Source organism: Enterocloster aldenensis (assembly GCF_003434055.1).
GTDB classification, from domain to species: domain Bacteria; phylum Bacillota; class Clostridia; order Lachnospirales; family Lachnospiraceae; genus Enterocloster; species Enterocloster aldenensis.
This window is the reverse complement of sequence record NZ_QVEX01000016.1, coordinates 13540-40384: the sequence shown is the minus strand read 5'-3', so window position 1 is coordinate 40384 and position 26845 is coordinate 13540. Positions and strand designations below refer to the sequence as shown.

The window sequence follows — 26845 nt, the reverse complement described above, 5'->3', positions numbered from 1 at the left end:
CCGTACAGAGGATATATAAAGGCACCGCCCAGTCACCTGACCATATGATTACATATCGCTTTTGCAAATACCAGGACTCTCCAAAAAATCAGTATTTCACATCGCCCTTTCAGCGTCCCAAGCCCTGATGGGGATGTCTGCGTATCGTCGGCGAAGGCCGACCAGATGAAGCTTTGTCCAGGGGAAATCCTGGGCTGGAATAGTAAGCCTTTACCGCAGTAAATTCGGTATAAATCCCTTAAAAACATCCTTTCCCTGAACTGACCCATCAGACGGACCAGATCATTGTTTGGAGTTTCTAAGATTAAACTGGTTTACAAGAGCTTTAAGCATCTGGGCCTGGCCGGAGAGCTCTTCACTGGCAGCCGCACTCTCCTCAGCGGTTGCGGAGTTGGTCTGGATCACGCTGGAAATCTGGTCTACGCCAACTGTAATCTGCCCGATGGCACTGGATTGCTCTTTGGTGGCATCCGCAATCTTGTCCACGGTTTCAGAGACTGCCTGGGCGCTTTCAACTACTTTGTTCAGCATATGCGCTGTCTCATTGGCAATGTTGGTACCCTTTTCAACGGCGCGGACAGCGCCTTCGATGAGGGCAGACGTGTTTTTGGACGCTTCAGCCGACTTGCTGGCCAGGTTTCTTACCTCGTCCGCCACAACGGCAAACCCTTTTCCGGCCTCCCCGGCCCGCGCGGCTTCTACCGCAGCGTTCAGGGCAAGGATATTGGTCTGGAAAGCAATATCCTCTATTGTCTTAATGATCTTGCTGATCTGTCCTGACATTTCTCCTATTTCATCCATAGCAGCTATCATTTCCTGCATCTGGTGATTACAGCTGTCTACTTCGCATCCTGCATGTATGGTCTGCTCCCGCGCCTGCACCGCATTCTCCGCGGTTTGTTTCACATGCAGTGAAATCTCGTTGATGGTGGCTGCCAGCTCCTCTATGGAGGAGGCCTGTTCTGTAGTTCCCTGGGAGAGGGCCTGGGCGCCGGAGGAGACCTGTTCACTTCCGTCAGAAACCTGATCCGCGGCTGTATTAATCTGCATCAGGACATTGCTCAGTTTTATATTCAGCGTCCGCATTGACGACAGAATACCCCGAAAGTTCCCCACATAGCTTTCTTCCGAATTCGTCCTGACATCAAAGTCACCCTCGGCCATTTTCCCCAGAATATAATCCACGTCTGACACTATCACGTTTAAATTCTGTACCATTTTAAGAAAAGTCCTGGCCAGCCTGCCTACTTCATCCTCTGATTCTGCTGCAATCTGTACATTCAGATTTCCATCCGCAATCTCTGCGGCGGCGGATACAATTGATTTAATCGGACGCAGAAGGCGGTGGAGAAGCAGAAAAATGACCGCGATAATCAGGATCAGGGCACAGGCGGAGAGCAGGACCATTGAGATGACCGTGGTTTTAACAGCTGCGTCCACATCGCTGGAATTGACTGCTGTCAGGGACCACCACGTCTCGCCGGCCGCCTTGATTGGGGTAAAAAAGCGCGTCACTTTCCGGCCGTCTTCCCTGGTGGTCTCCACACGGAACGGCTGCTTTTTTGCCATGTTTGTCTGCATAAGGGAGAGTTCCGATTGATTTGGCGTAAAATCCGCCAGATATTTTCCAATATCCTCCAGGCTCTCACTGTCATATATAATCTTCCCATTATCATCGTAAATGGTTGAATACATGCTGGGGTAGTTCTCGTTGGAGGAATCTACCTTGCTGAAATTTGCCACATTGATGTCCGCCATCACAACGCCCTGTACCTTACCGTTATTTAAAATCGGGCTCGCATATGTAACCAATGTGGCGCCGTTATATTCATAGGGATCGGACACGTTGGATGTCTTTGTGGTCAGCGCGTTTTTATAATAATCCTCCTGGGAATATGACTCATAGGAACCAAAGGGCGCGATATCCTGGTCCGCGGCCGCCTCATTCACATAAAAGGCGTAATCCCGGATATCCTGCTGGAATGCGTACGGCTCAAACATCACTCCCACTCCCGCGATGTCTTTGTTGTATTTTGCGGTGTTGCGGGCATTCTCCCGCAGAAAAACTTCCACATCATAATTAAGGGAAGTCAGCGTATTTCCATAGATTTCACTTTTGCACAGCTCCATTGCCGCCGGGTCGGTGGGTTTTACATTTTGGGATGGATCCGCCTGGACCGTCTTGTAGGCCCGTTCCATATAATACTCAATATTGACTGCCACTGTTTCGGCAGCGTCAAAAATCTGTTGGATTTCCAGCCCGTTGGTTTCCGAAATAGCGGCCAGCTCGCTGTATGTAGAAGCAGAGATGGCTGATTTTGACATCACTGCCGTGATGGAAATCAGGACGATCAGAACCAACGACAGAACACTGCCAATAACCAGCGCCAGTTTTGGCGCTAACTTCATTTTGTTTAACATTTTTGTCCTCCTTGTCATACCTGGAAATGGAATCATACAGGTATATTTTTGTAAAAACAACAAATATACCAAACACAGTACCCCTCTAGTTATATATATCGACAAAGTCCGATTTTTCAATACTAGTATTTTTAAACTTTTTAATAATCGCACATAATAAGCTTTATTAAATAGCAGGCGAGGTGAGGTATGTTTCCAAAACAAATCAAATATTTGCGCCAGTCCCGGGCTCTGAGCCAGGTACAATTAGCGGACAAACTGGGGGTTAAAAAACAGAGTATCAGCAACTGGGAAAATGATAATATCAGACCATCTGTAGAAATGCTGGAGAAAATTGCTGATTTCTTCGACGTGAGTACGGATTATCTGCTGGGCAGGGAGGAAAAGGGGAAGGGACTTGGCGGGGTCAATACGTTGGACGTAACAGGCCTAAGCCCCCTTCAGATTAAACACATCCAATTAATTGTAGATGATATCAGGGAAAGAAATTCATGAATACACGGTTTAAAAAGGAACTGCCGCACTTGTGCAGCAGTTCCCGTTGTGATATCGGCTATTATTCCATTAACCTTGATATATCAGGCCTTTCCGGCCAGAATCTTTTTATTCAGACAATGCCTCAAATATCAGCCTGCCCACTACAGACCCACCGTCCAGGAGCCCGATGGATTTCTCACCATAGTAAGCGGCCCGTCCATGGACCGACTTCATGGATCTGGTTGATTCTGAACCTTCTGCCGCTTTTTCAGCCGCATTCCTCAGGGCTTCCTTAAAGTCCCCGTCCCTATCTGCCAGCAGGCTTTCCGCTGCCGGATAAATGGAGTCCAGGATTGTCTTCTCACCAGGCTTTGAACCGGCCTTATCCATGATTTTCTGCACTCCTGCCATCACTGCCTCTGCAAATTCAGGAAGACCTGCTTCGGTCTTACCTTTTAAGGACTTTGCCATTCCCATAAATGCAAATGAGATAATGGTGCCAAGGCTTGAGGGAGCTGCCTCGTTAAATACGCCGCCTGTCTGCATCAGTATCTTGCCCAGGTCCGTCTCAGACGTGCCTTCAACAAACACGGCCGCCGCCTCAAATCCCTCGCTCATGGAAACGCCCAGATCCCCGTCCCCGTTCTGCTGGTCCAGTTTAATCAGATAATCTTTATTCTCAGCCATAATCCGGCTTATTTTCCTGATACCCGTTTTAACAGATGCTGCATTCATTGTCCTATCCTCCTATTAGTTAAAGGGTCTTATTTGTTCAAGTTGGTGTAGAAAGGTGTTTTTGCCGGGGAAAGCAGCAGTTCCTTTAACTGCTCATCCAGCTTGAAGATGGTAACGGAAAGTCCTGCCATCTCCATGGAGGTTGCATATTCTCCCACATGAGGCATCACAACCTTGACGCCCATGTCATTTAACAGCTCATGGACACGGCGGTACACAATCAGCTGCTCTTCCATAGGGGTTGCGCCCAGGCCGTTGACCAGAACAGACACTTCATCCCCCTCTGCCAGAGGCATATCCTCCGTAATCCTGCCAACCAGGGTCTCCGCAACCTCATCCGCCGTCATCATTTTCCTGACTTCAATTCCCTTTTCCCCGTGGATGCCCATACCAATTTCAATCTCGTCATCTTCTATCTGGAAGGTGGGCTCCCCTACCTGAGGAACAATACATGGTGACAGGGCAACGCCCATGGTGCGGATATTGTCCAGCGCCTTCTGGGCAACGCCTGCCACTTCCTCCAGGCTCATCATCCGCTCCGCGGCAGCGCCTGCGGCCTTAAAGGCATAAACCATTCCCGCAACGCCGCGGCGTTTTTCCATTGTCTCCTTGGGACTGCTGGCAACATCATCCTTAACACGCACTGTCATGGTTTCCACGTCATCCATTTCCACCATCTCGCAGGCCATATCAAAGTTCATATTATCGCCGCCGTAGTTCCCGTACAGGCAGAGTACGCCGCTGCCATAGTCACAGGCCTTAATCATGTCAGCCATTTTCTTTGCGGACGGGGACGCAAACACATTGCCTACCGCGCATCCGTCCAGCATGCCCTGGCCAACATATCCAAGGAATACAGGAAGATGCCCGCTTCCTCCGGCTGTCACGATTCCAACCTTGCCCTTTTCAACCGGATAATTGGTGAGAAGTATCCTCTCATCCCCGTCCAATAATTTAACTTTGTCCCCATAGGCATAGATAATGCCTTCCATTGTTTCTTTTACAAAATTTTCAGGTCTGTTGATTAATTTTTTCATGCTTGTTCCCCTTCCTTTTTTACATATGAATATTCCGGATTCAACACAATACTCCTCCCGCCGGAAACCTCCAGGCTGGTGCCTGTTATGTAGGAGGCCCGGCTGCTGCAGAGAAATACCACCGGAGCAGCTATTTCCTCCGGTACGGCCACCCGCCGCAAAAGGGTGTCGTCTGCATTCCGTTTCAGATAATCCGGTTTAATATTAGCTGCCACTGCCGGAGTTGCCGTAAAGCCCGGAAGTACGGAATTAACCCGGACCCCATAAGCCGCATATTCCCCTGCAAAGGAAACCGCCAGCTTGATTACCGCGGACTTCAGGGGCCCGTACAGTGTGCTTGCGCCTACGGTACCGCATCGGGCTGCCAGGGAGCTGATATTGATAATGCTTCCCCCGGTTTTCTTCATATAGCGGAATGCTGCCTGGGTGCCGTATATTGTACTGAAGAAACATACCTTTGTGATTTTCTCAATGTCCTGTTCCCTGTACTCTTCCCCTTCCTTGGGAAAACTGGCCCCCACGTTATTAATCCAGCAGTCCAGGGAGCCGAACCGGTCATACGCCTCTTTTGCAGCCCTGTAAACGTCTTCCTCCACCGTCATGTCTGCCGCGGTTCCGTATACCGCTCCATACACCGTATGGGCTGATGTGGCGGCCGGCATTGCCATTCCATCCGAGACCGCTGTACCGGACGGTGCCGTTGCCCTGCTTAACGAACGGACCGCTGCGTCCACTTCCTCCGCATTCCTGGCACAGATAAAAACATTGGCTCCCTCTTCCAGGAAGGTCTTTGCAACTGCGTATCCAATGCCCTTGCTGCCGCCTGTCACGACAGCGGTTTTTCCTTTCAGTCCTAAGTCCATATCTGACTTCCTTCACTTTCCTTGAAATACCGGCGCTGCCCGGCATACGTCTTTTTACGCGCCCAGATAGGCTGCTTTCACCCTCGGGTCCACAAGGAGCTCCTTGCCTTTACCCTCCATGATAATCTTGCCTGTCTCCAGCACATACCCCCTGTCCGCAATGGACAATGCCATGGACGCATTCTGCTCAATCAGAAGAATGGTCTTGCCCATGTCCCTGATTTTTAATATCAGTTCAAATATGTCTTCAACGATAATAGGCGCCAGTCCCAGGGACGGCTCATCCAGCATCACGATATCCGGGTCCATCATAAGTCCCCTTGATATGGCAAGCATCTGCTGCTCGCCGCCTGACAGGCTTCCTCCTGCCTGGCCGATACGCTCCTTCAAACGCGGGAACAGGGTATACTGCTCCTCCACCAGCTCATTAATCCTGGCCTTGGTAAGTTTTGGGTTGCCCAGGGAACCTGCAATCAGGTTCTCATACACGGTCAGGGCAGGGAATATTTTCCTTCCCTCAGGCACATGGCACATCCCCATTTTTACCACTTTGTCCGGCGGCATCTTTGTGATGTCATGTCCCTTAAACGTAATCCTGCCGCTTACCTTGGGGACCAGGCCCGATATGGCGCCCAGGGTCGTTGTCTTACCTGCGCCGTTGGAGCCGATTAGTGTGATAATCTCACCCTCCTCCACGTGGAAGCTGATGTCTGTAAGCGCTGTGATATATCCGTAATTGACTGAAAGATGTTCCACATTAAGCATGAACCTTCACCGCCTCTCCTGCAATGATACCCTTGCCGAAATATGCTTCCTGCACTTCCTTGTTCGCCTTGACCTCATCCGGCGTGCCCTCGCATATCTTCTGCCCGAAGTTCAGGACCAGGATGCGGTTGCAGGAATTCATCACAAACTTCATGTCATGTTCAATAACAGCAATGGTGTATCCGCCTTCATTGAGCATTTTAATAAATTCCATCAGCTCCTGTGTCTCCAGAGGATTCATGCCCGCCGCAGGCTCATCCAGCAAAAGGATGTATGGCTCAAGGGCCAGTGCCCTGGCAATCTCAACCTTGCGCTGCATGCCATATGCCAGGTTTCCCGCCATGGTGTCCCTGTATTCGAACAGGCCGATGGCCTTTAATATCTCCTCACTCTTGCTGATTGCATACTCCTCATCCTGCCTGTATGTCCTGGTATGGACAATTGCATCCAGCATGTTGCTCTTGGTCCTGATATGGCATCCGATCTTAACATTGTCCAGGACGCTCATGAACTTAAACAGCTGCAGGTTCTGGAAGGTCCTTGCCATACGTTTCCTTGCAACCCTTTCAGATGAGAATCCGGTCACATCCTCCCCCATCAGGTATACCTTTCCCTTGGTAGGGGTGTACATACCGGTGCACATATTGAAGAATGTGGTTTTCCCGGCTCCATTTGGTCCGATGATACCGAAAATGTCGCCTGCCATTACCTTCATATCCACGTTTTCAACTGCCTTCAGACCGCCAAAGTATTTACATAAGCCTTTTGATTCAAGAATCGGTACGCTTCTGTCAATCTTATCAAAATCTATCATGCCTTCTTCACCTCCGGAGTCTTTTTCTTAGACCCATCCTTTTTCTGGATCTCGCCGCCGGCAAGAATGGAATCAGATGCACCCATAAGTCCCTGAGGACGTACCCACATCATCAGGATGATGATGATTGCATAGATTACATATCTCCAGTTCTCCAGGAAACGCAGGGCCTCAGTCAGGATTGTAACAATCGTGGAACCAAGGATTGGCCCAAGCAGGGTTCCCTGGCCTCCGATGACAACCATGGCCAGTACATTAAAACCTGTATCTGTCGTAAACTGTGAAGACTCAATATAGTTGACAAACGGAGCGTAGGCAGCCCCGATGATTCCTGCCCAGAATGCCCCATACATGAAGTTCATGCACTTACACTTACTGGTTTCAACGCCCAGGGACTTGGCAGCCACCTGGTCCTCACGGATTGCCAGCCAGGAACGGCCTACCCTGGACCGTAATACCCTGTCCGTAATGAACAGGAACACCACGCCGATGATAAGGAAAATGAAATAGTAATATTTGGGCTTGAACATTTCCAGGCCAAAGAAGTTTGGATAAGGAATCTGTTTGATGCCCAGGGCGCCTCCTGTCACAGGCGTCCATGTCTGGGCAATGATCCTTATGATTTCAGATGCGCCCAGGGTAACGATGGACAGATAAATGCCGGACAGCTTAAGGGTTGGAAGGCTGACAATCAGTCCCACAAGAGATGCCAGGATACCTGCGATGGGAAGGGCAATCCAGAAATCCACGCCCACGTTCTTGGACAGGGCCGCGCATGTATAGGCGCCGATTGCAAAGAATCCGGCCTGGCCCAGACAGGTCTGGCCGCTGTAGCCGTTGATTACGTTCAGGGAACCGGCCAATGTGGCATACATCATGATGGTACAGATATATCTCAGTATCAAAGCCTGCTTAATCACAAACGGAAGCACGATGGATATAACAAGAAGAACCAGCAGCACGGGCAGCTTATGTTTCCAAAAAAATGCTTTTGCCTTGTCTATCATACCCTTACTCCTTTCTTGCTGACAAATCCCTGAGGCCTGATTAAAAGTACAAGGATCAGGAAGCCGAATGCAAATACGTCGCGGAAGGTTGCAGCTGAGATTGCAATACCCAGGTTCTCAATCACACCGATACACAGACCGCCCAGGGCAGAGAACCGGATATCCACCAGACCTCCCAGCACACTGGCCGCAAATGCCTTCATGCTGTAGATACCGCCCATGGTAGCTGATACGGAATAATAATAGATGCAGAGCAGGATACCTGCAATTCCGCCAAAACCGGAACCAATACAGTTACCGATCATGGCCGTACGTTTTACGTTAATGCCCACCAGATAAGCGGCATCCTTGTTCTGGCTTACGGCCCTGAGGGCAATGCCCCACTTGGTCTTGTTAAAGAACAGGGTCAGTGCGGACGCCAGCACCACCACAAGAACAATCACCACAATCTGGAGAAGCTTAATATCCAGTCGAACACTACCTAACATTAAGGTAAATGTTTTATTTTCAACAATATCTAACACAGGTTTGGTCTCAGGTCCGAATACGATCTGGGCCAGGTTTTTTATCAGCATACTGATGCCGATGGTGCACAGCAGGGAAATATGCCTGGGTGCGTTAAAGAATTTCTCATAACAAAGCTTATAAACAACAATACCGATCAGGAATGAACCCGTAAATGCCGCAAGGATTGCAAGGGGCAGGTTGTTTCCAAATAAAAGGAAAATATAATAGGACGAGAATGCCCCAATCATCATGATCTCGCCATATGTAAATGTAACCATTCCTACTACACCGACTATAACAGAATAGCCGATTGCCATGAGTGCGTAAATCGCGCCCTGGCACAAGCCGTTAACCAGCTGATTTAATACATATTCCATCTCCATACCTCCGCGAAGTTTTTTTAAGGGGCGGCAGTGCCCGGGCGGGATAAATCATCAAACACGCCCTGACATGCCGCCCCCTTGCTGCCTTTCTATACGCTATGGCGAATTAAAGGCCTTCTGCGCCGTATTCAAATCCTTCAAGAACAACCCACTTGGCATCCTTAACACCGCAGATCATATACTGACGCTCGATATCGCCGTCCGGTGTAAAGTTAAGGGCTCCTGTAACACCCTGGTTCTGGCTCTCAGCCAAAGCCTGCTGGATTGCATCACGTGTAACTTCGCCGTCACCAATTTTTTCCACTGCGTTGGCAATCAGATACACACAGTCATAAGCACATGCCGGATGGATGGTTGGCGCGAATCCGGCCTCCTCCTCAAACCACTTTGCCCAGCTGGAAAGCTCTTCATCATTTTCATCAAAGAAGAAAGGAGAGGTTACAATCAGGTTATCCGGAGTGGTCAGCTGGCTGATCAGCTGCTCGGAGGTACCAGGCCCTAAAGCAACGTGCTGGATATCCCATCCCGCCGCATCTGCCTGGTTGAAGATAGCTGCCACGGAGTCGCCCTGGTCCATGACCACCAGGCAGTCCGGGTCAATGGATCTCATCTTTGTAATCAGGGAGCTGAAATCCTTTTCGCCTGTGGCGTATTTCTCAACCGTCACATCCAGGCCTTCCTTCTCAGCCTGGACCATGAAGTTGTCATAACAGGAAAGGCCCCAGTCACTGTCCACACGGATAACGGCTATTTTCTGTGCGCCCAGATATTTTTTAAGTATGTACTTTGCAAGGTAAGGAGCTTCCACGTCCTGACGGCCCATGATACTGAAGCAGTATTTGCTCATGTTGGCATAATCAGGTGCGGATGCGGTAGGGCTTAACTGTACGATTCCATAACGGTCCACAATCTCAGCATTGGCCTTGCAGGCGCCGGAGGTAAAGTCACCCAGGATAGCCAGGACACTTTCATCTTCAGCAAAGTTGGTTGCCATGTTGGAAGATACCACTGCATCGCCCTGTGTATCCTTAATCTCAATCTCAAACTTATGTCCGTTAATGCCGCCCTTTTCATTGATTTCATTAATTGCCTTCTGGAATCCTATCTGGAACCCTTTTCCGTACTCAGCATAATTGCCGGTAAGAGGCGCCAGACCTCCCAGCTTAATCACTGATTTATCTCCCGGGGCTGCTTCTGTCTTGGTCCCGCCTGAACATCCTGTCAGTAATCCTGCCGCCATTGCAGCTGAAAGTGCCAGCGCTGCCATTGTCTTAAACCTTTTCATAAGAAAACTCCTCCTTGTATCTCTCCTGGTTATTTGTGGAAACAAAGCTTACATGTAGCGCAGCCCTTAGCCAGTGTGTCGGTCAGTTCCAGTGTCAGTCCCATGGCCTCTGCAATCCCGCGGTCCCCGTCCATGGCAATGTCGCAAAGCTTAGCGCATGTCTCATCATCAAAGCCCAGCTTCTTCCATGCATTTAACAGTGCGCAGTAGTGGAAATCAACAGGAACCTCTGACTCTGTCACTTCATGTACTTCCTGCTCAAATGTCTTTCTTCCCAGTTCATTTAAGAATACCTCAGCGAAATCCCTGCAGTCATCCGGATTGGAACAGGCAGCCTTAAAGTTTGCACCGTGGATGTTTCCGCATCTCTTGATGGCTCTTCTGAATGCCGGCTCCGGATCAATGCCGTCCTTTTTCAGTTCATCATAGATAAGGCCCATCCAGGTTGCCCTGTGCTCAATTGCCGCCCTGTTAATATTTGCCTGCTCGTCGTTTGTAAGTGTTGCTACATTCTTGATTTCTCCCATGATATCTCTTATCTCCTTTCATTATATACAGCTTTATCTTCTGTGATTTGCTGTATCTCACAAAACTAATCATATCAGTTTTTATATAAATGTCAAGCATTTTTAGTTAATATTTCTATGATTTTTTAACCAAATCCAATAAAAACATATATATTGCCCACCATTTTGCAGTATCACCCTAAAATCTAATATGACTATTTACATTTTTGACAAGGGGGGATTATAATGGATTTTAAGGCTTTTTTATTTATTTTGTTTGGTATTGATTTTGCTTCCAATATATTCTATACTGATTGCATAAACATGATAGTATGACATTCCCCAAGAAAGGATATATCTAATATGATTAGCCAGGAAATGAACCTGAAAGAACAGATACATCACCATCTGTTTTCTGATATAGTCAACGGTGTCTACACGCCAGGAAGCATTCTTCACGAAAAAAACCTGATGGAAAAATACGGCGTCAGCCGCGCCCCTATCCGTGAAGCCCTGATACAGCTATGCAGTGAGGGCGTACTGCGCAACCTTCCCAAGCGCGGTTATGAGGTAACTAAAATCAGTGCGGAAGAGATACAGAACATCATACGCTACCGTATCTCCCTTGAGTGCGGCTTCATGCAGCAGTACGGCGGCTATATAGACGATGCCCTTATAGAAAAGCTGGAACAGCACAACCTGAACCACCAGCAGCGCCAGGGCGAGGGCCTGACTGCCCTGGAACACTGGCAGGATAACATTTACTTCCACCTGCTTTTATTCTCCAATTACCGGAATGACTATGCCTACAAAAGACTCCAGGAATCCATGGCCACCCAGACACGCTTCTATGCACAGAAGCGCTCCCGCCAATGGCACTCCCCCATCTTCTACGATGCGGACGGGCTCCATGTGGCAATCGTGGATTACCTGAAGCAGAAAAATTATAGTATGGCGTCTAATATCCTGAAGGCGGATATTGAAGATAGTACGACGATGTGAAAAAAAGAAGGGGTTTAAGGGGCGGGAGGTGCATCCGTCCGTGAGCGGAATGGGGATGGGGGGATGGATACGGCTGCGGGGCTAGTGGCTCTAAGGCTGAGGAAAACAGCGCTGGACAAGAGGCTGGCTGCCAAACTCGCGCCTTGAATATTACCAACTATCTTGGTATTGTGCTCAGACAAAGGCGCCAGCCTCTTAGCGCCGCTTTCCTCAGCCTAAGACCCACACGCCCCTGTAGATGCATCCATCCCCCCCATCCCCATTCCACTCACCCACTACATATTAATGTCTCCTCACCGCTTAAATGAAAAAGAATATATATTTCCTAGGGCGTGTTTGAAAGTTGCTTTCCGTCAGCTGTGCGTCACACTTTGTGGGAGATTTGGCCCCGATGAAGGAGGCGTAGTGGGCTACGCTGACTGAATTGGGGCCAAATATGCCGCGAAGTGGGGCGTGCAGATGGCGGGAATAAATTTTCAAACACGCCCTAGCCCAGATATTGCCTTTTTATTCTCTCCTCAAATAAATGATTCAAGAGGCCTTTCCCCTCTCTTTAATTTATATTTTTCTTCTGTCATTCCCGGAATCCCCCAGTCCGCGAAGGGGGCCAGGGCGGGTCTTATCTTGAGGTGGGCGTACGCAGCCGGGGGATTCATTCGGGCGGCGGGCCATAGGACGCATAGTGGAGGAGGCCGCAGCTTCTTAGGTTCCGGCAACAAAAAAGACGGAGGTGGATTCTGGCATCAAAGCCAGAATCCAAGGTGCTCTGAACGTAGAAAGTCCTTCAGGATTTCTACGTGAATAGCACCGATCCTCCGTCTTTTTTGTTGTCAGGGCCTTAGAAGCTGCCCCTCCGGAACTTAGCGTCCTATGGCCCGCCGCCCGAATGAATCCCCCGTCCTCCCCCGCCCCCTCAAGGAAAGGCCCGCCCTGGCCCGCTTCGCGGACGTACCCACACAGCCAAACCTCCATCCATCACACTAACGTCCCCAATATACTCCTCCCAATGGTCCCCTCCGGCATCTTCACGCCAAAATTCTCCGCAATGGTAGCCCCAACAGCTGCGAATGTATCTGTCTCCTCCAGCCTGCCTGCTCCCTCAAACTTCTTTGAGTAAATCAGAAGGGGAACCTGTTCCCTGGTGTGGTCCGTGCCTGAGTAGGTGGGGTCGTTGCCATGATCGGCCGTAATCATCAGAAGGTCATCCTCCCTCAAATCAGCCAGGGCCTCCCCCAGCTTCACATCAAACATCTCAACTTCCCTGGCATATCCTTCCGGATTCCTGCGGTGTCCCCATAAAGCATCAAAGTCCACCAGGTTCACAAAACAAAGGCCTTCAAACTCCTCATCCCTTATGATATCCACGGTCTGTTCCATGCCATGGACAGAACTTTTGGACTTATATGCCTTGGTAATGCCTTCGCCGTCAAAGATATCCCTTATCTTGCCAACGGAAATGACCTCATATCCATTTTCCTTCAGCGCGTCCAATGCCGTCTTCCCGGTCGGCTTAAGGGCATAGTCGTGGCGGTTGCTGGTGCGTTTGAATTCGCCCTTTTTCTTCCCCACATAAGGCCTGGCGATAATACGTCCCACCCTCCACTCATCCTTCATGGTCAGTTCCCTTGCAATCTCACAGCAGCGGTACAGCTCATCCAGGCCAAAGGTCTCCTCATTGCCGCATATCTGCAGTACGGAGTCCGCGGACGTATAAACAATCATATGACCGGTGGCAATCTCCTCCTCAGCCAGTTCATCCAGTATCTCGGTTCCGCTGGAACTCTTATTGCCGATTACCTTGTGTCCCGTGCGCTTCTCCAGTTCCTCAATCAGCTCCCGCGGGAATCCGGTTTCCGTAAATGTCACAAAGGGCTTCACGGTCTTAATCCCCATCAGTTCCCAATGCCCTGTCATGGTATCCTTGCCGCAGCTCTCCTCGTTCATGACAGTATAATATCCGGCTGGCTGTGAAACAGGCCACACCCCCTTTAACGGGTGCAGGTTGGCAAGCCCCAGGCGCTGTAGATTAGGAATCTCCCAATGGTCCACGCTGTCAGCGATATGTCCCATGGTATCCGCTCCCTGGTCACCGTAATCCTTTGCATCCTTACCATTGCCGGCTCCGAATGAATCCACCACAATCACAAATACACGTTTGAATTTTTCCATCCTGTCTTAATCCTCCATCATGGCAGCTGCCTTAAGCGCAACTTCCATCATATTGCCAAATGCCTCCTGACGCTCCTTTGCGCTTGTCTTTTCCCCGGTCACCATGGAATCTGAAATGGTAAGCAGGCAGGCAGCCTTCTTTCCCAGTACTCTGGCATTGTGGAACAGTGCAAAGCTCTCCATCTCCACACATTCACAGCCATGCTTTTCATAAATTTCCCTAAAGCCATCCATTCCAGGCTCACTGTAGAAAACATCGCTGGAGTGAATCTTTGCAGGCTTTACCTCAATCCCGCATTCCTTTCCGGCTTCCATTATCACCTTGTTAAGGTCTGAATCCGGATATTTGACATCTGCCGCATCGCCGTTCTGGGTCTTCCCAAAGCTGGACTCGCTCCAGCATTCCTCTGCCAGGACAACATCATACAGTTTAAGCCTTTCCGTATATGCGCCCGCGGAACCGATACGGATGATCCGCTCCACCCCATACTGTGTGAACAGCTCATAGGAATAGATACCGATACTTGGCATACCCATTCCGCTGGCCATGACAGTAACCTCTTTGCCCTGGTATTTACCTGTAAATGCATAAATGTTGCGCACCTGATTCACTAACTTCACATCGGTCAGCCAGTTCTTGGCAATGAATTCCGCCCTCAGCGGATCTCCCGGCATCAATACGGTTTTTGCGATTTCCCCTGGTGCAGCGCTGTTGTGTGGTGTTCCCATAATATAAACCTCCTCTTTCTATTGCAATTCATCTGTTTTTATTTTAAACTCAATGTAAAGAATAAAAAATGCCAAATGTCACTTTTTTTCAATTATATCACTTTTTTATTGAGGAATCCATCATGACCTGGGAACGCATACTAAAAAACTGCAGGAAGTATGACTGCTATCCGACCATTGAGACATTCTTTTCCACCTGCCCGCCCTTAATCCGAAACTATCTGACCCTCCAGACCATTCCGGCGGGCCAGCTTCTCATCCAGGCCGGCGCTCCCTGCGGCACGGTCTATATCCTTGTGTCTGGCAGGCTTCAGGCCATTGAGGAAAAGGCAGGCGAGATTCCCTATAGTTTCTTTGACCTGTCACCCTTTGATATTGTGGGTGACTATGAACTCTTTTCAGAAGATGCGGAAAGCTATGTGACGGTGCGGGCCTGGGAACCCTCTGCCTGCCTTACCATTCCCCCCGGTTTCTACCTCCAGTGGCTCAGTACGGACAGCACCGCCCTTTTCTTCCGCACCAGGCTATTGATGAAAAAGCTGTCCCTGCAGCTGAATTCCAGCCGCCGTTACCTATTGATGTCCTATGGACAGCGGTGCATGTACGTCATCAGCCAGGAAGCCGGCAAGGTCACCCCAGTAAACGGAATCTGCAGCCTCAAACTGAACCGCGAGTTCCTGGCTGCCAAAACCGGCTGCTCCCTTCGTACCGTCCACCGTATTCTCAAGGATATGGAACAGAATCACATGCTGGCCCTGTGCGGCGGCAAACTCCTGCTGACCACAAGGCAGCTGGAGGATATGGCCCATGGACTGGAACCGTATTCCTAGTTTCATCCCAAAGCCTGTTTCCTATTCACCAACCACAGCCCCGATGAAATCCAGCACTTGATTAATATTTTCCTCTGTCTCAAAAAACACGGAGGAGTGGATGGCTCCCGGAAGGATCTGAAGCTTCACCCGTTCCTCCCCGCAGACCCGGTTTGCCTTCATGGCAAACCGGACAGACTGCTGCATGGGCAGTATCTGGTCCCCGCTTCCATGCTGGATGAATAAAGGCGGCATATTCCTATGAATATGATGGATAGGGCTGGCAATCCTTACCACCTCTTCCCCGCTTCCCGGATTTGCACCCAGGAACAGGGCGCAGACCCCATTCTCCTGATTATGGAACGGGAAAGCGCTGTCCTCCATCACCGGAAACGCAGGTTCGTACTCACGCTCATTCCAATCCGTGTCATACGGTCCAAGAAAACGCCCTATGATACTATTTGTTTCCAGTTCCTCGTCAGCCGTCAGAAAGTCAGTCTGGGGATACCAGGCCACCCCGGCTGCCAGGCCCGCGTCCATTTCCCTGTACGGGTCCGCTTCGCTGTCAAAATACCTGTCCTGTGCACACAGACATCCCATCAGCGTCATATATCCTCCTGCGCTTCCGCCCCATGCGGCCAGCCGGTCCGGGCAGATGTCCCATTCCTTTGCATTGGCCTTTATGAAACGCACAGCCCTCTTAATATCCCTGACCGGTTCCGGAAAACCGGATTCGCCTGCAAGCCTGTAATTCAGCCCAATCACTGCAAATCCCCGATTCAGCCCTGCAAGCATTGGCTCTATCATCTCCTTCTGGCGTTTATCGCAGGCCACATACCCGCCGCCGTGGATACTGATGATGGCCGGGAACGGCCCCTGTCCCCCAGGCAGGAATACATCCAGCTTCTGAGACGGTGAATCCTGCCCGTACGCCACATCAAAATACCCCTTTCTTCCTTCCACTGAAATCATGGGTCCATTCTTTCTCCACAATCTTACGCTCATTTATGATCCTCCCTTAAATAACAGCTTTTTTTCATTCTCAAAATAATAAATACAACCAGCAGCACTGCCGCGAACACCATAAGGATGTTGCTGTAAAGCCCTGCATTTCCTTTTACCAGTGAAGGACCGCCAGCCAGTTCCCTGGCAGACATCATCCTGCCTGTAAGTGTAATCAGGAGCGAGGGGCCGATACTGGTCATCAGGTTAAAGAACCCGATTCCCACCCCCACCTGTTCCGGCGCCAGCGTGGAAATTACGATTTCCATAAATGGCGCGTATACCAGTGCAAAACCGCCTGCAAACAGACATGCGCAGGTCCCCAGAACCAACATCCCCCTGTCCGTGCCCAATGCCCCGAAGGCAAGGGCAGCCATTACCAGGACCAGGGCCCCGCATAAGGTACGAAAGCTTTTAAACCGTGTTACAATCCTGCCGCTGTTCATTGCTATGGCTGCTGCAAATACATAGCTTGGCAGCAGAATCAGGGATACCTTATCCAGCGTGACCATATATACTCCCTGGGCCATGAAGGGGAACAGGAATGAAAATGAATTCTGTATTCCAAATGTCAGGGCCACCAGCAGGATAGCCGTCACATAATTCCTGTTCCTGAAAAAATCCATATGGATGAATGCCCGCCCGCTCTTGGAGATATAGATAAAAAACACCGCCAGCACCACCATTGACAGAAGCAGATATCCCGTGCTGCCCATATTAAAATACATGGATATGAGGAATGTGAATCCCACCAGCAGCATCAGCCCCACAATATCCAGCCTGCCCTCCTGATTCAGCCTTTCATCCGGCACATACCTGCATATGGACGGAAGGGCTGCCAGTGAGACCAGCGGAATCAGGAACGCATACCTCCACCCGATGTACGTTGCAAAAAAACCTCCCAGCAGGATACCGGATGCCTGTGAAATGGACACGCAGGCAGTATTGAACCCATAATATCTGGCATGCTCCCGCTCCCCTATGTACCTGCTCACCAGGATAATCATCAGCCCGGAACCGCAGGTCCCTCCCGTAATCATCAGGGCGGACGCTGCCAACAGCATGTAAAAACTCCTTCCCGCTGCCAGAAATCCCATAACTGCCCCCACATCCATCAGGCACACCCCAAATAACATCAGCCTGCGGATGCTCAGGTAATCCGACAGGGTGGAGTAGGCAACCGATGCAACCCCCATCATCAGCATGACCGTCATGCTGAGAAGACTTACCGTGGTAGGGCTGATTCCAAAATCCACTGTCAGCTGCGGGGAGATGATGTTGATGACGCTAATCATGGTGGCGCTTGAAATAAACACCAGCATAATCATGGGAATCACCCGTTTGACATTGTTTTCATAGTCCATTTACTATACCTCCTATTAAATTTTTGTTTATGTAGTATACTTAATTGTATAAAATATACTTCTATCATCAATATTTGTCAACTATATATCAGCCTCCCTCATTATTTTCATCAGAACAAACAAAAAAAGCCCATGTTTTTTGGGCTTTTTTCCTATAATCCTAATGATACCAGTTCAGCAGCAAATCCACTTCCTCATAGGGGATGAAATGCTTTGTAAATACCAGCATTTCACCCTTCTGGTTATATATTTCCTCAAAAATCATCAGAAACAGGCGGTCCGGGCGGTAAAATTCCTCCTCTTCAATGCTCTGTCCCTGCGCGGTTACCTTCATCTCCATCCTCACCCGGTGGAAATGCTCATAGATATCTAATTCCAGGAACCTCCGGACCTGTTCCTCTTTGTTTAAATCCAATTCATAACCATCCAGCACATCCCCCAGGATTGCGGAATAAGAATAACCTACCATCAATCCCTGGAACCGGTACCTGCGCCTGGCCTCCAGTGAAACCGACCCTTTCCGCTTAAAGATATGTTGTATATATTCATTGGCCGGCCTTAATTCCATGGAAAAATCCATCTGGTCCGGCTGATGCTTCACTACTTTCCTTACCGGACTGCCCGGCTTCTCCATACCTATCTCAGCCTTCGCGGTCTGTTTCCTGACATAATTGCCCATGCCATGCCTGGCTTCAATGATACCATCCTCTTTTAACAGGTTCAGGGATTTCCGAAGGGTCATCCTGCTCACATTCATCTGCAGCGCCAGCTCTTCCTCAGGCGGCAGTTTGCTTTCCTCCGGATAAAGCCCCTGCTGTATCAGTCCTAATATCTCATTATATGTAATTACAAATTTGGGAAATGCTTTCTTTTCACCTGACACCTGTCCGCCTCCTTTTATCGCCGGCTGCCGCTATCTCATAACCAGGATTCAAAAGGGTACTTGAAAATTCCAAGCACCCTGTGTATAATTAACATAGAAGTAATCAAAAGACTTTCCGCGTCTGATGATTGCGCTTCGGATATGGCGTAATTTTCAGTTACAGGCTATCCTCTACGTGCTGGTAGAGGATAGCTATTTTCTATTCTGATGATTATCTATGTAAGCCAATGCTGCAAATATAACCAGCACCAATGTCAACACCTCAAGTGTATCCATATTACATTTCCTCCCGGATTTATTTCCGAAGGAAACCACCAGACTATCCTCTATCCCCTATTTAATTATACAACCCTATTTTAACACTTATATCATGGTATGAATAGGGCTGAGCTAAAAACATAAGCCCAGCCCTTTTTAACATGAAACTTTACCGCTGCCTGTCAGCCATCCGCTGCAATACCTTATTTCTCCTTTGCCGCAACCATCTTCTTGATATCAGCAATGAAATCCTCAAGTCCGGCAGCGCCTAAATCTCCCTTATCCCGGCTTCTGACCGTGATGGCGCCCTCTGCCGCTTCCTTCTCACCCAGCACCAGCATATAAGGAACCTTTTCAAGCTGGGCCTGGCGGATTTTATATCCAACCTTCTCATCCTTGTGGTCTAACTCGGTACGGATACCGGCTGCCTTCAGCTTCTCATATACGCCTGCTGCATACTCCATGGACTTTTCAGAAACAGGAATGACCTTAACCTGTACAGGAGCCAGCCATACCGGGAACTTACCTGCAAAATGCTCAATCAGGATACCGATAAAGCGCTCGATGGAGCCAAAGCATACGCGGTGAATCATAATCGGACGCTTCTTGGAACCGTCCTCCGCCGTATACTCCAGATTGAACCTCTGAGGCATCTGGAAATCCAGCTGGATAGTGCCGCACTGCCATGTCCTGCCCAGGGAATCCCTCAGGTGGAAGTCAATCTTAGGGCCGTAGAACGCGCCGTCGCCTTCGTTGACAATATACTCAAGGCCCATATCCTCCAGCGCCTTTTTAAGGCCGTTTGTAGCCATCTCCCAATCCTCGTCAGATCCCATGGAATCCTCTGGCCTTGTGGACAGTTCCACAAAATATTCGAATCCAAACTGTGTATACACTTCATTAATCAGTCTGGTAACACCCTTGATCTCATCCTCAATCTGGTCATCCCTCATAAAGATATGGGCATCGTCCTGGGTAAAGCAGCGCACACGCATCAGTCCATGAAGCTGGCCACTCTTCTCATGACGGTGGACCAGGCCCAGTTCGCCTACGCGCAGGGGCAGGTCGCGGTAAGAGTGGGGCTGGTTCTTATACACCAGCATGCCGCCCGGACAGTTCATGGGCTTAACCGCATAATCCTCCTCATCAATGACGGTTGTGTACATATTATCCTTGTAATGATCCCAGTGGCCGGAATTCTCCCACAGCTTACGGCTCAGGATAATGGGGGTGGAAACCTCCTGGTATCCTTCCCTCAGATGGATCTCACGCCAGTAGTCAATCAGTGTATTCTTAAGAGTCATACCCTTTGGCAGGAAAAAGGGGAAACCTGGTCCTTCCTCAGCAAACATGAACAGGCCCAGTTCCTTACCCAGCTTCCTGTGGTCGCGCTTTTTAGCCTCTTCCATCATGGTAAGATAATTCTCTAAATCCGTCTTATTGGCAAATGCAGTACCGTAAATCCTGGTAAGCATCTTATTCTTCTCGCTTCCTCTCCAGTAAGCGCCTGCAATACTGGTAAGCTTAAATGCCTTTACACCCTTTGTATACATGATATGGGGTCCTGCGCACAGGTCCACAAACTCGCCCTGCTGGTAGAAGCTGATGGTCTCCTCGTCAGGCAGGTCTTCAATCAGCTCCACCTTATACGGCTCGGCCTTTTCCTCCATGAACCTGACCGCCTCATCCCTTGGCAGCACAAATGGCTTAACCGGAAGATTTTCCTTTACAATCTTTGTCATCTCAGCTTCCAGCTTCTCCAAATCCTCAGGGGTGAATCCGCCCTCCCTGTCAAAATCATAGTAAAACCCGTCGTCAATGGCTGGTCCGATTGCCAGCTTTGTCTCCGGATACAGCCTCTTCACTGCCTGTGCCAGCACGTGGGATGCTGTGTGGCGGATGGCCCTTAACTCATCCTCTGCTTCCTGTACGCTTCCGTCCGGTAAAATAATCTTCATACTATTACTCCTTTCATCCTCTTTAGGAACTAATCCCGGCATCCTTCATGATTATCATTTTTTCACTCAGTATATGTCCATCCGCCGGATTGGGTAAATAAAAACCCCTGGACATATTCCTATGTCCAAGGGTGCATATACACGGTTCCACCTTGATTTTCACTCATTGGTCCCTTAACGCGGGATACGGTGTCATTTCCTCCCGGGAATCCTTAACATACATTGGGTTCCTGCCACTGTCATCCATAAGGAATCAGCGGCTGGGTATCCTTGACACGGCTCAGGACCGGTCTTCATCAATATTCGGTATACAACCCTTCCACCAAAGGGGCTGCTCTCTGGATACTTCCCATTGACTACTGATTCCTTCAACGCCATTAACTGCATTTCTGCTAGTTTTGATTATAGCATTTGGCCATGATTTGTCAAGGCTTATAATGATGCTCCGTTATAAAAAATGCTGCTCCGGCACAAGATGGCATTACTCCGTTACAACCGGATAACCGCCGCCAAGCCATCCGGCCCCGCCTTCCTTGCCCATGCCGCCCGAAAGTGAGTATGCCTCATATCCAAGAAGGCGCAGGATTGCTGTTGTCTGTGAAGATGTCTGGCCTGTGTAGCAATACACAACCACTGGTTTATCCATTGGGATCTGGCTAAACTGTTCCTGCATTCCTTTAGCAAACGGGATATTTATTGCGCCTGCAATATGTCCCTTTGCATAATCCTCTGCCTGACGTATGGACAGGATGGTGTAATCCTCACTCTCCGCGTCCACTAATTCCATCAGGGCCTCCGGCTTAAAGTTAAAGGATGCAATGGCATTACTGGATGCTTCCTTGTAATAGTCAGCAATTGCTGCTGCAATAGCAGGATCCACCTCATATGTATCTTGCGGAATGGCCGTTTCCTCAGTATCAATATAAGCCTCATATCCTTCTGTCTGGGAAATGCCGTTATTCCAGCCGCTCTGGATATTGGTGGCATATTTGCCCGCCACATTAAGCAGCGCCACGGTCTGGGAAGATGTCTGTCCTGTATAGCAGTTAACATAGACAGGCGTATCATCCGGTATCCTATCCAGCGCCTCTGCAACCTCAGGTCCGTAAGGAATATTTACAGCGCCCTTTAAATGACCCTGTGCGTAATCCTCCGCCCTCCTGATATCAATAATGAACATATCCTCGCCTGCGTCTATTTTTTTAAACAGGTCCGGCACAACAATCATGTGCTTATCATCAGGAAACGCTGCAAAGTATGCCATGGCGGCTTCCTTTACCGTTTCCTCATTTGCCGGTCCAGCCATGGTTTCCTGGGCAGCTGTCCCTGTCTCCTTAGAAGTCTCGGCAGGAGCCTCGGCAGAAGTCTCAGCAGGAGCCTCTGTAGCTGCCGGGGCAGCCGTGGCTGTCTCGGTCACAGTCTTTGTGGCACATGCGCTTAAAGATACAGCCAGCATGGTGCATAGCAAAACAGGTATGTATTTTCTCATAATAATCCCTTTCTACAATATTACTACTTCCGTCATTCTGTCATCCGTCATTCTGTGATTCCGTCATTCTGTCTGTTTCTATGATGCATTCTTCTTGACAGGCGCTGCTCCTCCCGCCGGCATCTCCACAGGATTATCACTGTTGGAGGACCACTCCAGGTAAGCTCCGTCATACACGCGGATATTGCGGTATCCAGCCTCATAAAGCTGGACAAATACAGGGGCCGCCCTCATGGAAGTCTGACAGTATACAATAATCTCATCTTCCGGATTAATCTTATCCTCCAGATAATTGATTCTGGTAATCTGTGTTGTCTTAAAGGTTCCGTCTGAGAAGAAATTCGTCTCATAAGGTATTATCACAGAACCGGGAACCTTTCCTTTTTCAGCAAATTCCTCCAATGTACGCACATCCAACAGTATCACATGGGAATCCGGCTTCTCAACCTGCTTTCTGACATCATCCATCTTGGCCAGCCAGTTCCGTGTGGGTTCCTTAGCCGTAAACACAGCCGGTTTTGGTTCCGGTACATCCGTATTCAGTGCAATCCCTGATTTCTGGATTGCATCAAATCCTCCGTCAATCACCTTGACATTCTGGTGTCCATACATGAATAAAGACCACAACAGACGGGACGCGCCCATCTTGTTGGCGTCATAAGCAAGTACGAGAGTATCATTGCCAATGCCGCTGCCGCCCATCACCTTTTCAATCTTCTTTTTACTGGTGAGCATATTCTTCACCGGGACATTGATGACAATCTCCTCAGTGGGGATATTCACTGCCCCGTCCACATGCCCGGCAGCATACTCCTCCGCCGTACGCGTGTCTACGATTACCACCTTTTCCTGCCCCGTATAGGAAGACAGTTCCTCTGTGGGCAGTATCAGTGATTCACCCAGTACGAATGTGTGGGAACTGCAGCCCGTAATCATGGCCGCCAGCACTGCCAAGAAGGAAAAGATTGTTAATTTTTTAGCAATCAAGCCCATAAAATCCTCCCTCTCTAAGCGGATAGTTTCTAGTTATATTTGTAGTTAGCATTCCATCTGAAGAACAAAATAAGGGCCTCAATCTTATTTCGCACAGATTTCATTTATCATTATACCTGATATTTGTAAAAATGCGGCATAAGATTTTGTTATATTGCATTATTTAATTGGATAGTAGCTTCTTTCCGTGCGAATCTTATGGTAAAATAATAACAATGTTAGGGGGATAAATCCCATCGCCGAAGGGAGCTGCATATGGAGAGAAAGCACGGCTTACACAACTGGTTCATCCTGCCAGTTATCATTTACATCATTATTTACGCACTGTATTCCGCTTCCTTCCTGACCCGTTTTCCCTTTGTCCACTCCGATGAAGCGTGGCTGGCAGGACTCAGCCGGGATATGCAGGCAGTAGGAAGCTTTGGCGTGACCGAACAATTCTTTGATTTAAAACCCCGGGTTCCCCACGCCCTTAAGCTTCTGTTCCATGCCCTCCAAATGGGATATATTCATGTGTTTGGATACAATATCCTGTCAGTAAGGCTTTTATCCCTCACATCCGGCCTTATCTGCCTTATCCTTCTTTATTACATTGGAAAGGAACTGGGCGGCAGATGGATGGGCTTTGGTCTGATGGTCCTGGTCAGTCTGGATGTCCCATTTATCTATGCCTCTCATTTTGGGCGCCAGGAAATCATCCTGTGTATCAGCCTGCTGTCCTGTATCCTGATTCTGATCCGGTGCCAGGGATGCCCCTCAACCAGGCAGGCCCTGTATCTGGCATCCATAACCGGACTGTCTGTGGGCATCCATCCCAACAGCTTCCTGTGCGCATCCATCTGCGGATCTGTCATGGCTGCCTGCGGATTCAATATGACTGCCCGCCATTGGCACAAACAAATTCTCTCTCTGGCCATCTATACCGCTGTCACCGGAGCCTTAGCCTCCATCTTCGTGGGAATCAGCTTTTTGTTTGATGCCGCCTTCATCCCTGACTATTTCCGCTATGGGGAACAGGAATTTGAACTTGGACAGACAGCATCCAGCCGTCTTATACAGTTCCTGTACTATTTTAAAAGCATATACGCACAGGAAAGCGGCACCTATTACATTCCGGACCAGCGTCTGGAACTCATCCTCATACCTGTCCTGATGGTGCTCTTCCTCCTGATATGGCTGTTCCTAAAAAATGTCCGCGAAGACCAGGTATCCGTCTGGCGGAGCCATACCCTGGTACTTCTGTCCTCCATGACCGGGCTTTCCCTGGGCATGGTCATAGTAGGCAGGTATAACCAGACCTCGGTTATCTTTTTCCTGCTGCTGGGATGGATATCCATGTTCCAGCTGATGCTCCTGGCCGGACAGGCAGGACGTTCCCTGACTATTGGCCTGACCTTCATCCTGTTGGTATTAAACAGCCGTGTCCAGATAACCCCCTTCCTCCACAGTCCTTCCTATACCCATTATCTGGAACAGCTGGGTCAGCTGGTTCCAAAGGATTCCAAGGTCCTGGCCAACCTGAACACCGGGTTTTATTTTGACCAGGGAATGCTGCTGGATTACAGGAACCTCCCCTATCTGGAACAGGGATACAGCCTGGATGACTATATCCGGAATAACAAAATCCAGTACATCCTCATGACAGATGAACTGGACTACATCTATGAAAACCGCCCTTATTACAATGTGATTTACGGAAATTCTTCCTTTATCCAGGATCTGGGTGCCTACTGTGCATCAGACTGTATCCTGGCAGGCACGTTTGAGAATCCCCTGTACGGCCCCAGAATCATTTCCCTGATTGGCAATCCACAATACGGGACCGTCAGCGTATATAAGGTCATGCAAGACAACCTTCCATCTGTTCCCTGACCCCTGCTGAAAACCCATCCCCACCCTGGTCATACATGCCCGAGAACCTGCCGCTCTCCTTTGACAGCACCCGGATGGATGTGCCAAGACACAGCGCTTCCTCAATATCATGGGTCACCATAACTACGGTGGCCCCTGTCTGTTCCACCATTTCCTTTATACTTTTATACAATCCATGTTTCGTCATATAATCCAGACTGGAAAATGGCTCATCCATAAGCAGCACCCCCGGCCTCAGGCACAAGGCCCTGGCCAGAGCCCCTCTCTGCTTCATCCCACCGGAAAGCTGGTGCGGATAACTGTCCATACATCCTTCCAGACCAGCCATCCTTAAATACGCAAGGGCATATGCCCCATAATCATCTCCTTCCACCCGTATCTTTGCCTTCTTTAACGCGTAAATCATGTTTCCTTTCAGGGTGAACCATGGAAACAGCTGGTTAAAGTCCTGAAAAACCATCATCATATTCCTGGACGGCCGTATCACCCTCTGACCATCCAGAAGTATGTCCCCCTTATCCGGTGCAGCAAAACCTCCCAACATTCTTAGCAGCGTACTTTTCCCGCACCCGCTCTGTCCCAGTATCATATAAAAATCACGGTCCTGCACAACAAAACTCAAATCTTCAATCACCCTCTGCCTTTTCCCCGCCACATCAAATGATTTATAAAGATTCCTGACTTCCAGCATATTTCCCACGCTCCTCTTAAACTGCCTTCATTCCCCATTTTTCCAGGGTATGTTTTTCAATAGATGCAAACAGCACGTCCTCCACCAGCATGCCAATCAGGATTACCAGGATAATGCCGGCAAACAATCCAGCCGTATTCATGAATGTCCGCTGGGTCAGGATATACCAGCCAATCCCTCCCTTGGCTCCAACGGCCCCAAAGACCATTTCCGCACTGATGAACGCCCTCCAGCCCCTGGCCCAGCCAATCTTCAGCCCCGATACAAGATATGCCAGCGATGCCCTAAGCCGTATCTCCAGTGTAATTGCTGCCGGGGACATGGACAGGCTCTTTCCGATATCTTCATAGATGGCAGGCATGGACTTAAAGCCGCTTATAAGGTTTACCAATACAGGCCACAATGCGGAATGGACAACAATAGCAGCCACAGCGCCGCTTCCTGTCCCAAACCACATGATGATGAGCGGAAGCAGGGCCAGGCCGGGAAGCGGATGAGCCAGGGCTGTCAGCGTATCAATCAGGCTTTCGAACACCTTAGACCAGGTGGAAAGAAGGGCCAGAGCCACAGCCAGCCCTCCGCTTATGGCCAGGGACACCCCAATCATACCCACCGAATAAAGGCTCTGCCATATCAGGTCCCCGTGGACCACGCCGTCATAGATTGTCATGACCACCTCTTCCACCGAAGGAAACAACAGGGACGATACATGCAGCAGCTTTACACTCCCCTCCCAAAGGACCAGGAACAGAAGGATCCATCCCAGGCGTTCCATCCATTTCATTCTCATATGCATTTTAAAACTCCTTTACCAGGGATGTTTAAT

Annotated in this window: 25 protein-coding genes; 4 read left to right on the top strand and 21 right to left on the bottom strand. The window is 49.4% G+C overall.

Annotated elements, in window-relative coordinates; all coding sequences use genetic code 11:
- Positions 1-282 precede the first annotated feature (282 nt).
- On the bottom strand, positions 283-2421 hold the full coding sequence (locus DWX59_RS22790; RefSeq protein WP_165641891.1) for a methyl-accepting chemotaxis protein: 2139 nt from the start codon (positions 2419-2421) through the stop codon (positions 283-285).
- 189 nt (positions 2422-2610) lie between these two features.
- Here DWX59_RS22790 and DWX59_RS22785 point away from each other — a divergent pair, with 189 nt between their 5' ends.
- Positions 2611-2916: a helix-turn-helix domain-containing protein gene (locus DWX59_RS22785; protein WP_117561808.1), complete on the top strand. Its 306-nt coding sequence runs from the start codon at positions 2611-2613 to the stop codon at positions 2914-2916.
- A gap of 108 nt (positions 2917-3024) precedes the next feature.
- Here DWX59_RS22785 and DWX59_RS22780 read toward each other — a convergent pair whose 3' ends face one another.
- The 9 genes from DWX59_RS22780 to DWX59_RS22740 form a co-directional block, all read right to left on the bottom strand.
- Entirely contained in the window at positions 3025-3633 is a 609-nt protein-coding gene (locus DWX59_RS22780; RefSeq protein ID WP_117561805.1) for a dihydroxyacetone kinase subunit L, read from the bottom strand.
- A gap of 29 nt (positions 3634-3662) precedes the next feature.
- A complete protein-coding gene (locus DWX59_RS22775; protein WP_117561803.1) occupies positions 3663-4670 on the bottom strand; it encodes a dihydroxyacetone kinase subunit DhaK in 1008 nt (335 codons plus the stop codon).
- Positions 4667-5533 (bottom strand): SDR family NAD(P)-dependent oxidoreductase, encoded by an 867-nt coding sequence (locus DWX59_RS22770; RefSeq protein WP_117561801.1) that lies wholly within the window; start codon positions 5531-5533, stop codon positions 4667-4669. The genes DWX59_RS22775 and DWX59_RS22770 overlap by 4 nt, the downstream gene beginning before the upstream one ends.
- A gap of 54 nt (positions 5534-5587) precedes the next feature.
- Positions 5588-6298 (bottom strand): ABC transporter ATP-binding protein, encoded by a 711-nt coding sequence (locus DWX59_RS22765; protein WP_117561799.1) that lies wholly within the window; start codon positions 6296-6298, stop codon positions 5588-5590.
- Positions 6291-7112: an ABC transporter ATP-binding protein gene (locus tag DWX59_RS22760; protein ID WP_117561796.1), complete on the bottom strand. Its 822-nt coding sequence runs from the start codon at positions 7110-7112 to the stop codon at positions 6291-6293. Before DWX59_RS22760 ends, DWX59_RS22765 begins: the two co-directional genes overlap by 8 nt.
- Positions 7109-8119: a branched-chain amino acid ABC transporter permease gene (locus tag DWX59_RS22755; protein WP_117561793.1), complete on the bottom strand. Its 1011-nt coding sequence runs from the start codon at positions 8117-8119 to the stop codon at positions 7109-7111. Before DWX59_RS22755 ends, DWX59_RS22760 begins: the two co-directional genes overlap by 4 nt.
- A complete protein-coding gene (locus DWX59_RS22750; RefSeq protein ID WP_117561791.1) occupies positions 8116-9003 on the bottom strand; it encodes a branched-chain amino acid ABC transporter permease in 888 nt (295 codons plus the stop codon). Before DWX59_RS22750 ends, DWX59_RS22755 begins: the two co-directional genes overlap by 4 nt.
- A gap of 112 nt (positions 9004-9115) precedes the next feature.
- Positions 9116-10294 carry an ABC transporter substrate-binding protein gene (locus DWX59_RS22745; protein ID WP_117561788.1) on the bottom strand — a complete coding sequence of 393 codons (1179 nt, stop codon included), beginning with the start codon at positions 10292-10294 and terminating at the stop codon, positions 9116-9118.
- A 29-nt stretch (positions 10295-10323) separates the two neighbouring features.
- Positions 10324-10821 carry an L-2-amino-thiazoline-4-carboxylic acid hydrolase gene (locus DWX59_RS22740; protein ID WP_117561787.1) on the bottom strand — a complete coding sequence of 166 codons (498 nt, stop codon included), beginning with the start codon at positions 10819-10821 and terminating at the stop codon, positions 10324-10326.
- Between the two features lie 342 nt (positions 10822-11163).
- Between DWX59_RS22740 and DWX59_RS22735 the strand changes: the two genes are divergently transcribed.
- Positions 11164-11802: a GntR family transcriptional regulator gene (locus DWX59_RS22735; protein WP_117561784.1), complete on the top strand. Its 639-nt coding sequence runs from the start codon at positions 11164-11166 to the stop codon at positions 11800-11802.
- A gap of 300 nt (positions 11803-12102) precedes the next feature.
- Here DWX59_RS22735 and DWX59_RS30120 read toward each other — a convergent pair whose 3' ends face one another.
- The 3 genes from DWX59_RS30120 to deoD form a co-directional block, all read right to left on the bottom strand.
- Positions 12103-12282 (bottom strand): DUF6783 domain-containing protein, encoded by a 180-nt coding sequence (locus tag DWX59_RS30120; protein WP_117561782.1) that lies wholly within the window; start codon positions 12280-12282, stop codon positions 12103-12105.
- Between the two features lie 495 nt (positions 12283-12777).
- On the bottom strand, positions 12778-13971 hold the full coding sequence (locus DWX59_RS22720) for a phosphopentomutase (RefSeq protein WP_117561777.1): 1194 nt from the start codon (positions 13969-13971) through the stop codon (positions 12778-12780).
- Between the two features lie 6 nt (positions 13972-13977).
- Positions 13978-14700 (bottom strand): purine-nucleoside phosphorylase, encoded by a 723-nt coding sequence (deoD, locus tag DWX59_RS22715; protein WP_117561773.1) that lies wholly within the window; start codon positions 14698-14700, stop codon positions 13978-13980.
- A gap of 122 nt (positions 14701-14822) precedes the next feature.
- On the opposite strand from deoD, the gene DWX59_RS22710 reads away from it, so the two are divergent.
- Entirely contained in the window at positions 14823-15530 is a 708-nt protein-coding gene (locus tag DWX59_RS22710) for a Crp/Fnr family transcriptional regulator (RefSeq protein ID WP_117561771.1), read from the top strand.
- Positions 15531-15551: 21 nt separating this feature from the next.
- On the opposite strand, the gene DWX59_RS22705 is transcribed toward DWX59_RS22710, so the two are convergent.
- From DWX59_RS22705 to DWX59_RS22680, 6 genes are all read right to left on the bottom strand, one after another.
- Positions 15552-16514, bottom strand: a complete 963-nt coding sequence (locus DWX59_RS22705) for an alpha/beta hydrolase (protein WP_117561768.1) — start codon at positions 16512-16514, stop codon at positions 15552-15554.
- Entirely contained in the window at positions 16511-17875 is a 1365-nt protein-coding gene (locus DWX59_RS22700) for an MFS transporter (protein ID WP_235845142.1), read from the bottom strand. Before DWX59_RS22700 ends, DWX59_RS22705 begins: the two co-directional genes overlap by 4 nt.
- A gap of 160 nt (positions 17876-18035) precedes the next feature.
- Positions 18036-18758 carry a GntR family transcriptional regulator gene (locus DWX59_RS22695; RefSeq protein ID WP_165641888.1) on the bottom strand — a complete coding sequence of 241 codons (723 nt, stop codon included), beginning with the start codon at positions 18756-18758 and terminating at the stop codon, positions 18036-18038.
- Between the two features lie 461 nt (positions 18759-19219).
- A complete protein-coding gene (thrS, locus tag DWX59_RS22690; protein WP_117561763.1) occupies positions 19220-20974 on the bottom strand; it encodes a threonine--tRNA ligase in 1755 nt (584 codons plus the stop codon).
- A 481-nt stretch (positions 20975-21455) separates the two neighbouring features.
- On the bottom strand, positions 21456-22463 hold the full coding sequence (locus tag DWX59_RS22685) for a rhodanese-like domain-containing protein (protein ID WP_117561761.1): 1008 nt from the start codon (positions 22461-22463) through the stop codon (positions 21456-21458).
- Between the two features lie 78 nt (positions 22464-22541).
- Entirely contained in the window at positions 22542-23456 is a 915-nt protein-coding gene (locus DWX59_RS22680; RefSeq protein ID WP_117561758.1) for a sulfurtransferase, read from the bottom strand.
- A 255-nt stretch (positions 23457-23711) separates the two neighbouring features.
- On the opposite strand from DWX59_RS22680, the gene DWX59_RS22675 reads away from it, so the two are divergent.
- The gene (locus DWX59_RS22675; RefSeq protein ID WP_117561755.1) at positions 23712-25328 is read left to right on the top strand and encodes a hypothetical protein; all 1617 of its coding nucleotides are present in this window, start codon (positions 23712-23714) and stop codon (positions 25326-25328) included.
- Here the strand turns inward: DWX59_RS22675 and DWX59_RS22670 are convergent.
- Together DWX59_RS22670 and DWX59_RS22665 are read right to left on the bottom strand one after the other, a co-directional pair.
- Positions 25297-26019, bottom strand: coding sequence for an ABC transporter ATP-binding protein (locus tag DWX59_RS22670; RefSeq protein ID WP_117561752.1), 723 nt, complete (start codon positions 26017-26019; stop codon positions 25297-25299). The genes DWX59_RS22675 and DWX59_RS22670 overlap by 32 nt on opposite strands.
- 16 nt (positions 26020-26035) lie before the next feature.
- Positions 26036-26809, bottom strand: coding sequence for an ABC transporter permease (locus DWX59_RS22665; protein WP_227117213.1), 774 nt, complete (start codon positions 26807-26809; stop codon positions 26036-26038).
- Positions 26810-26845: the final 36 nt, after the last annotated feature.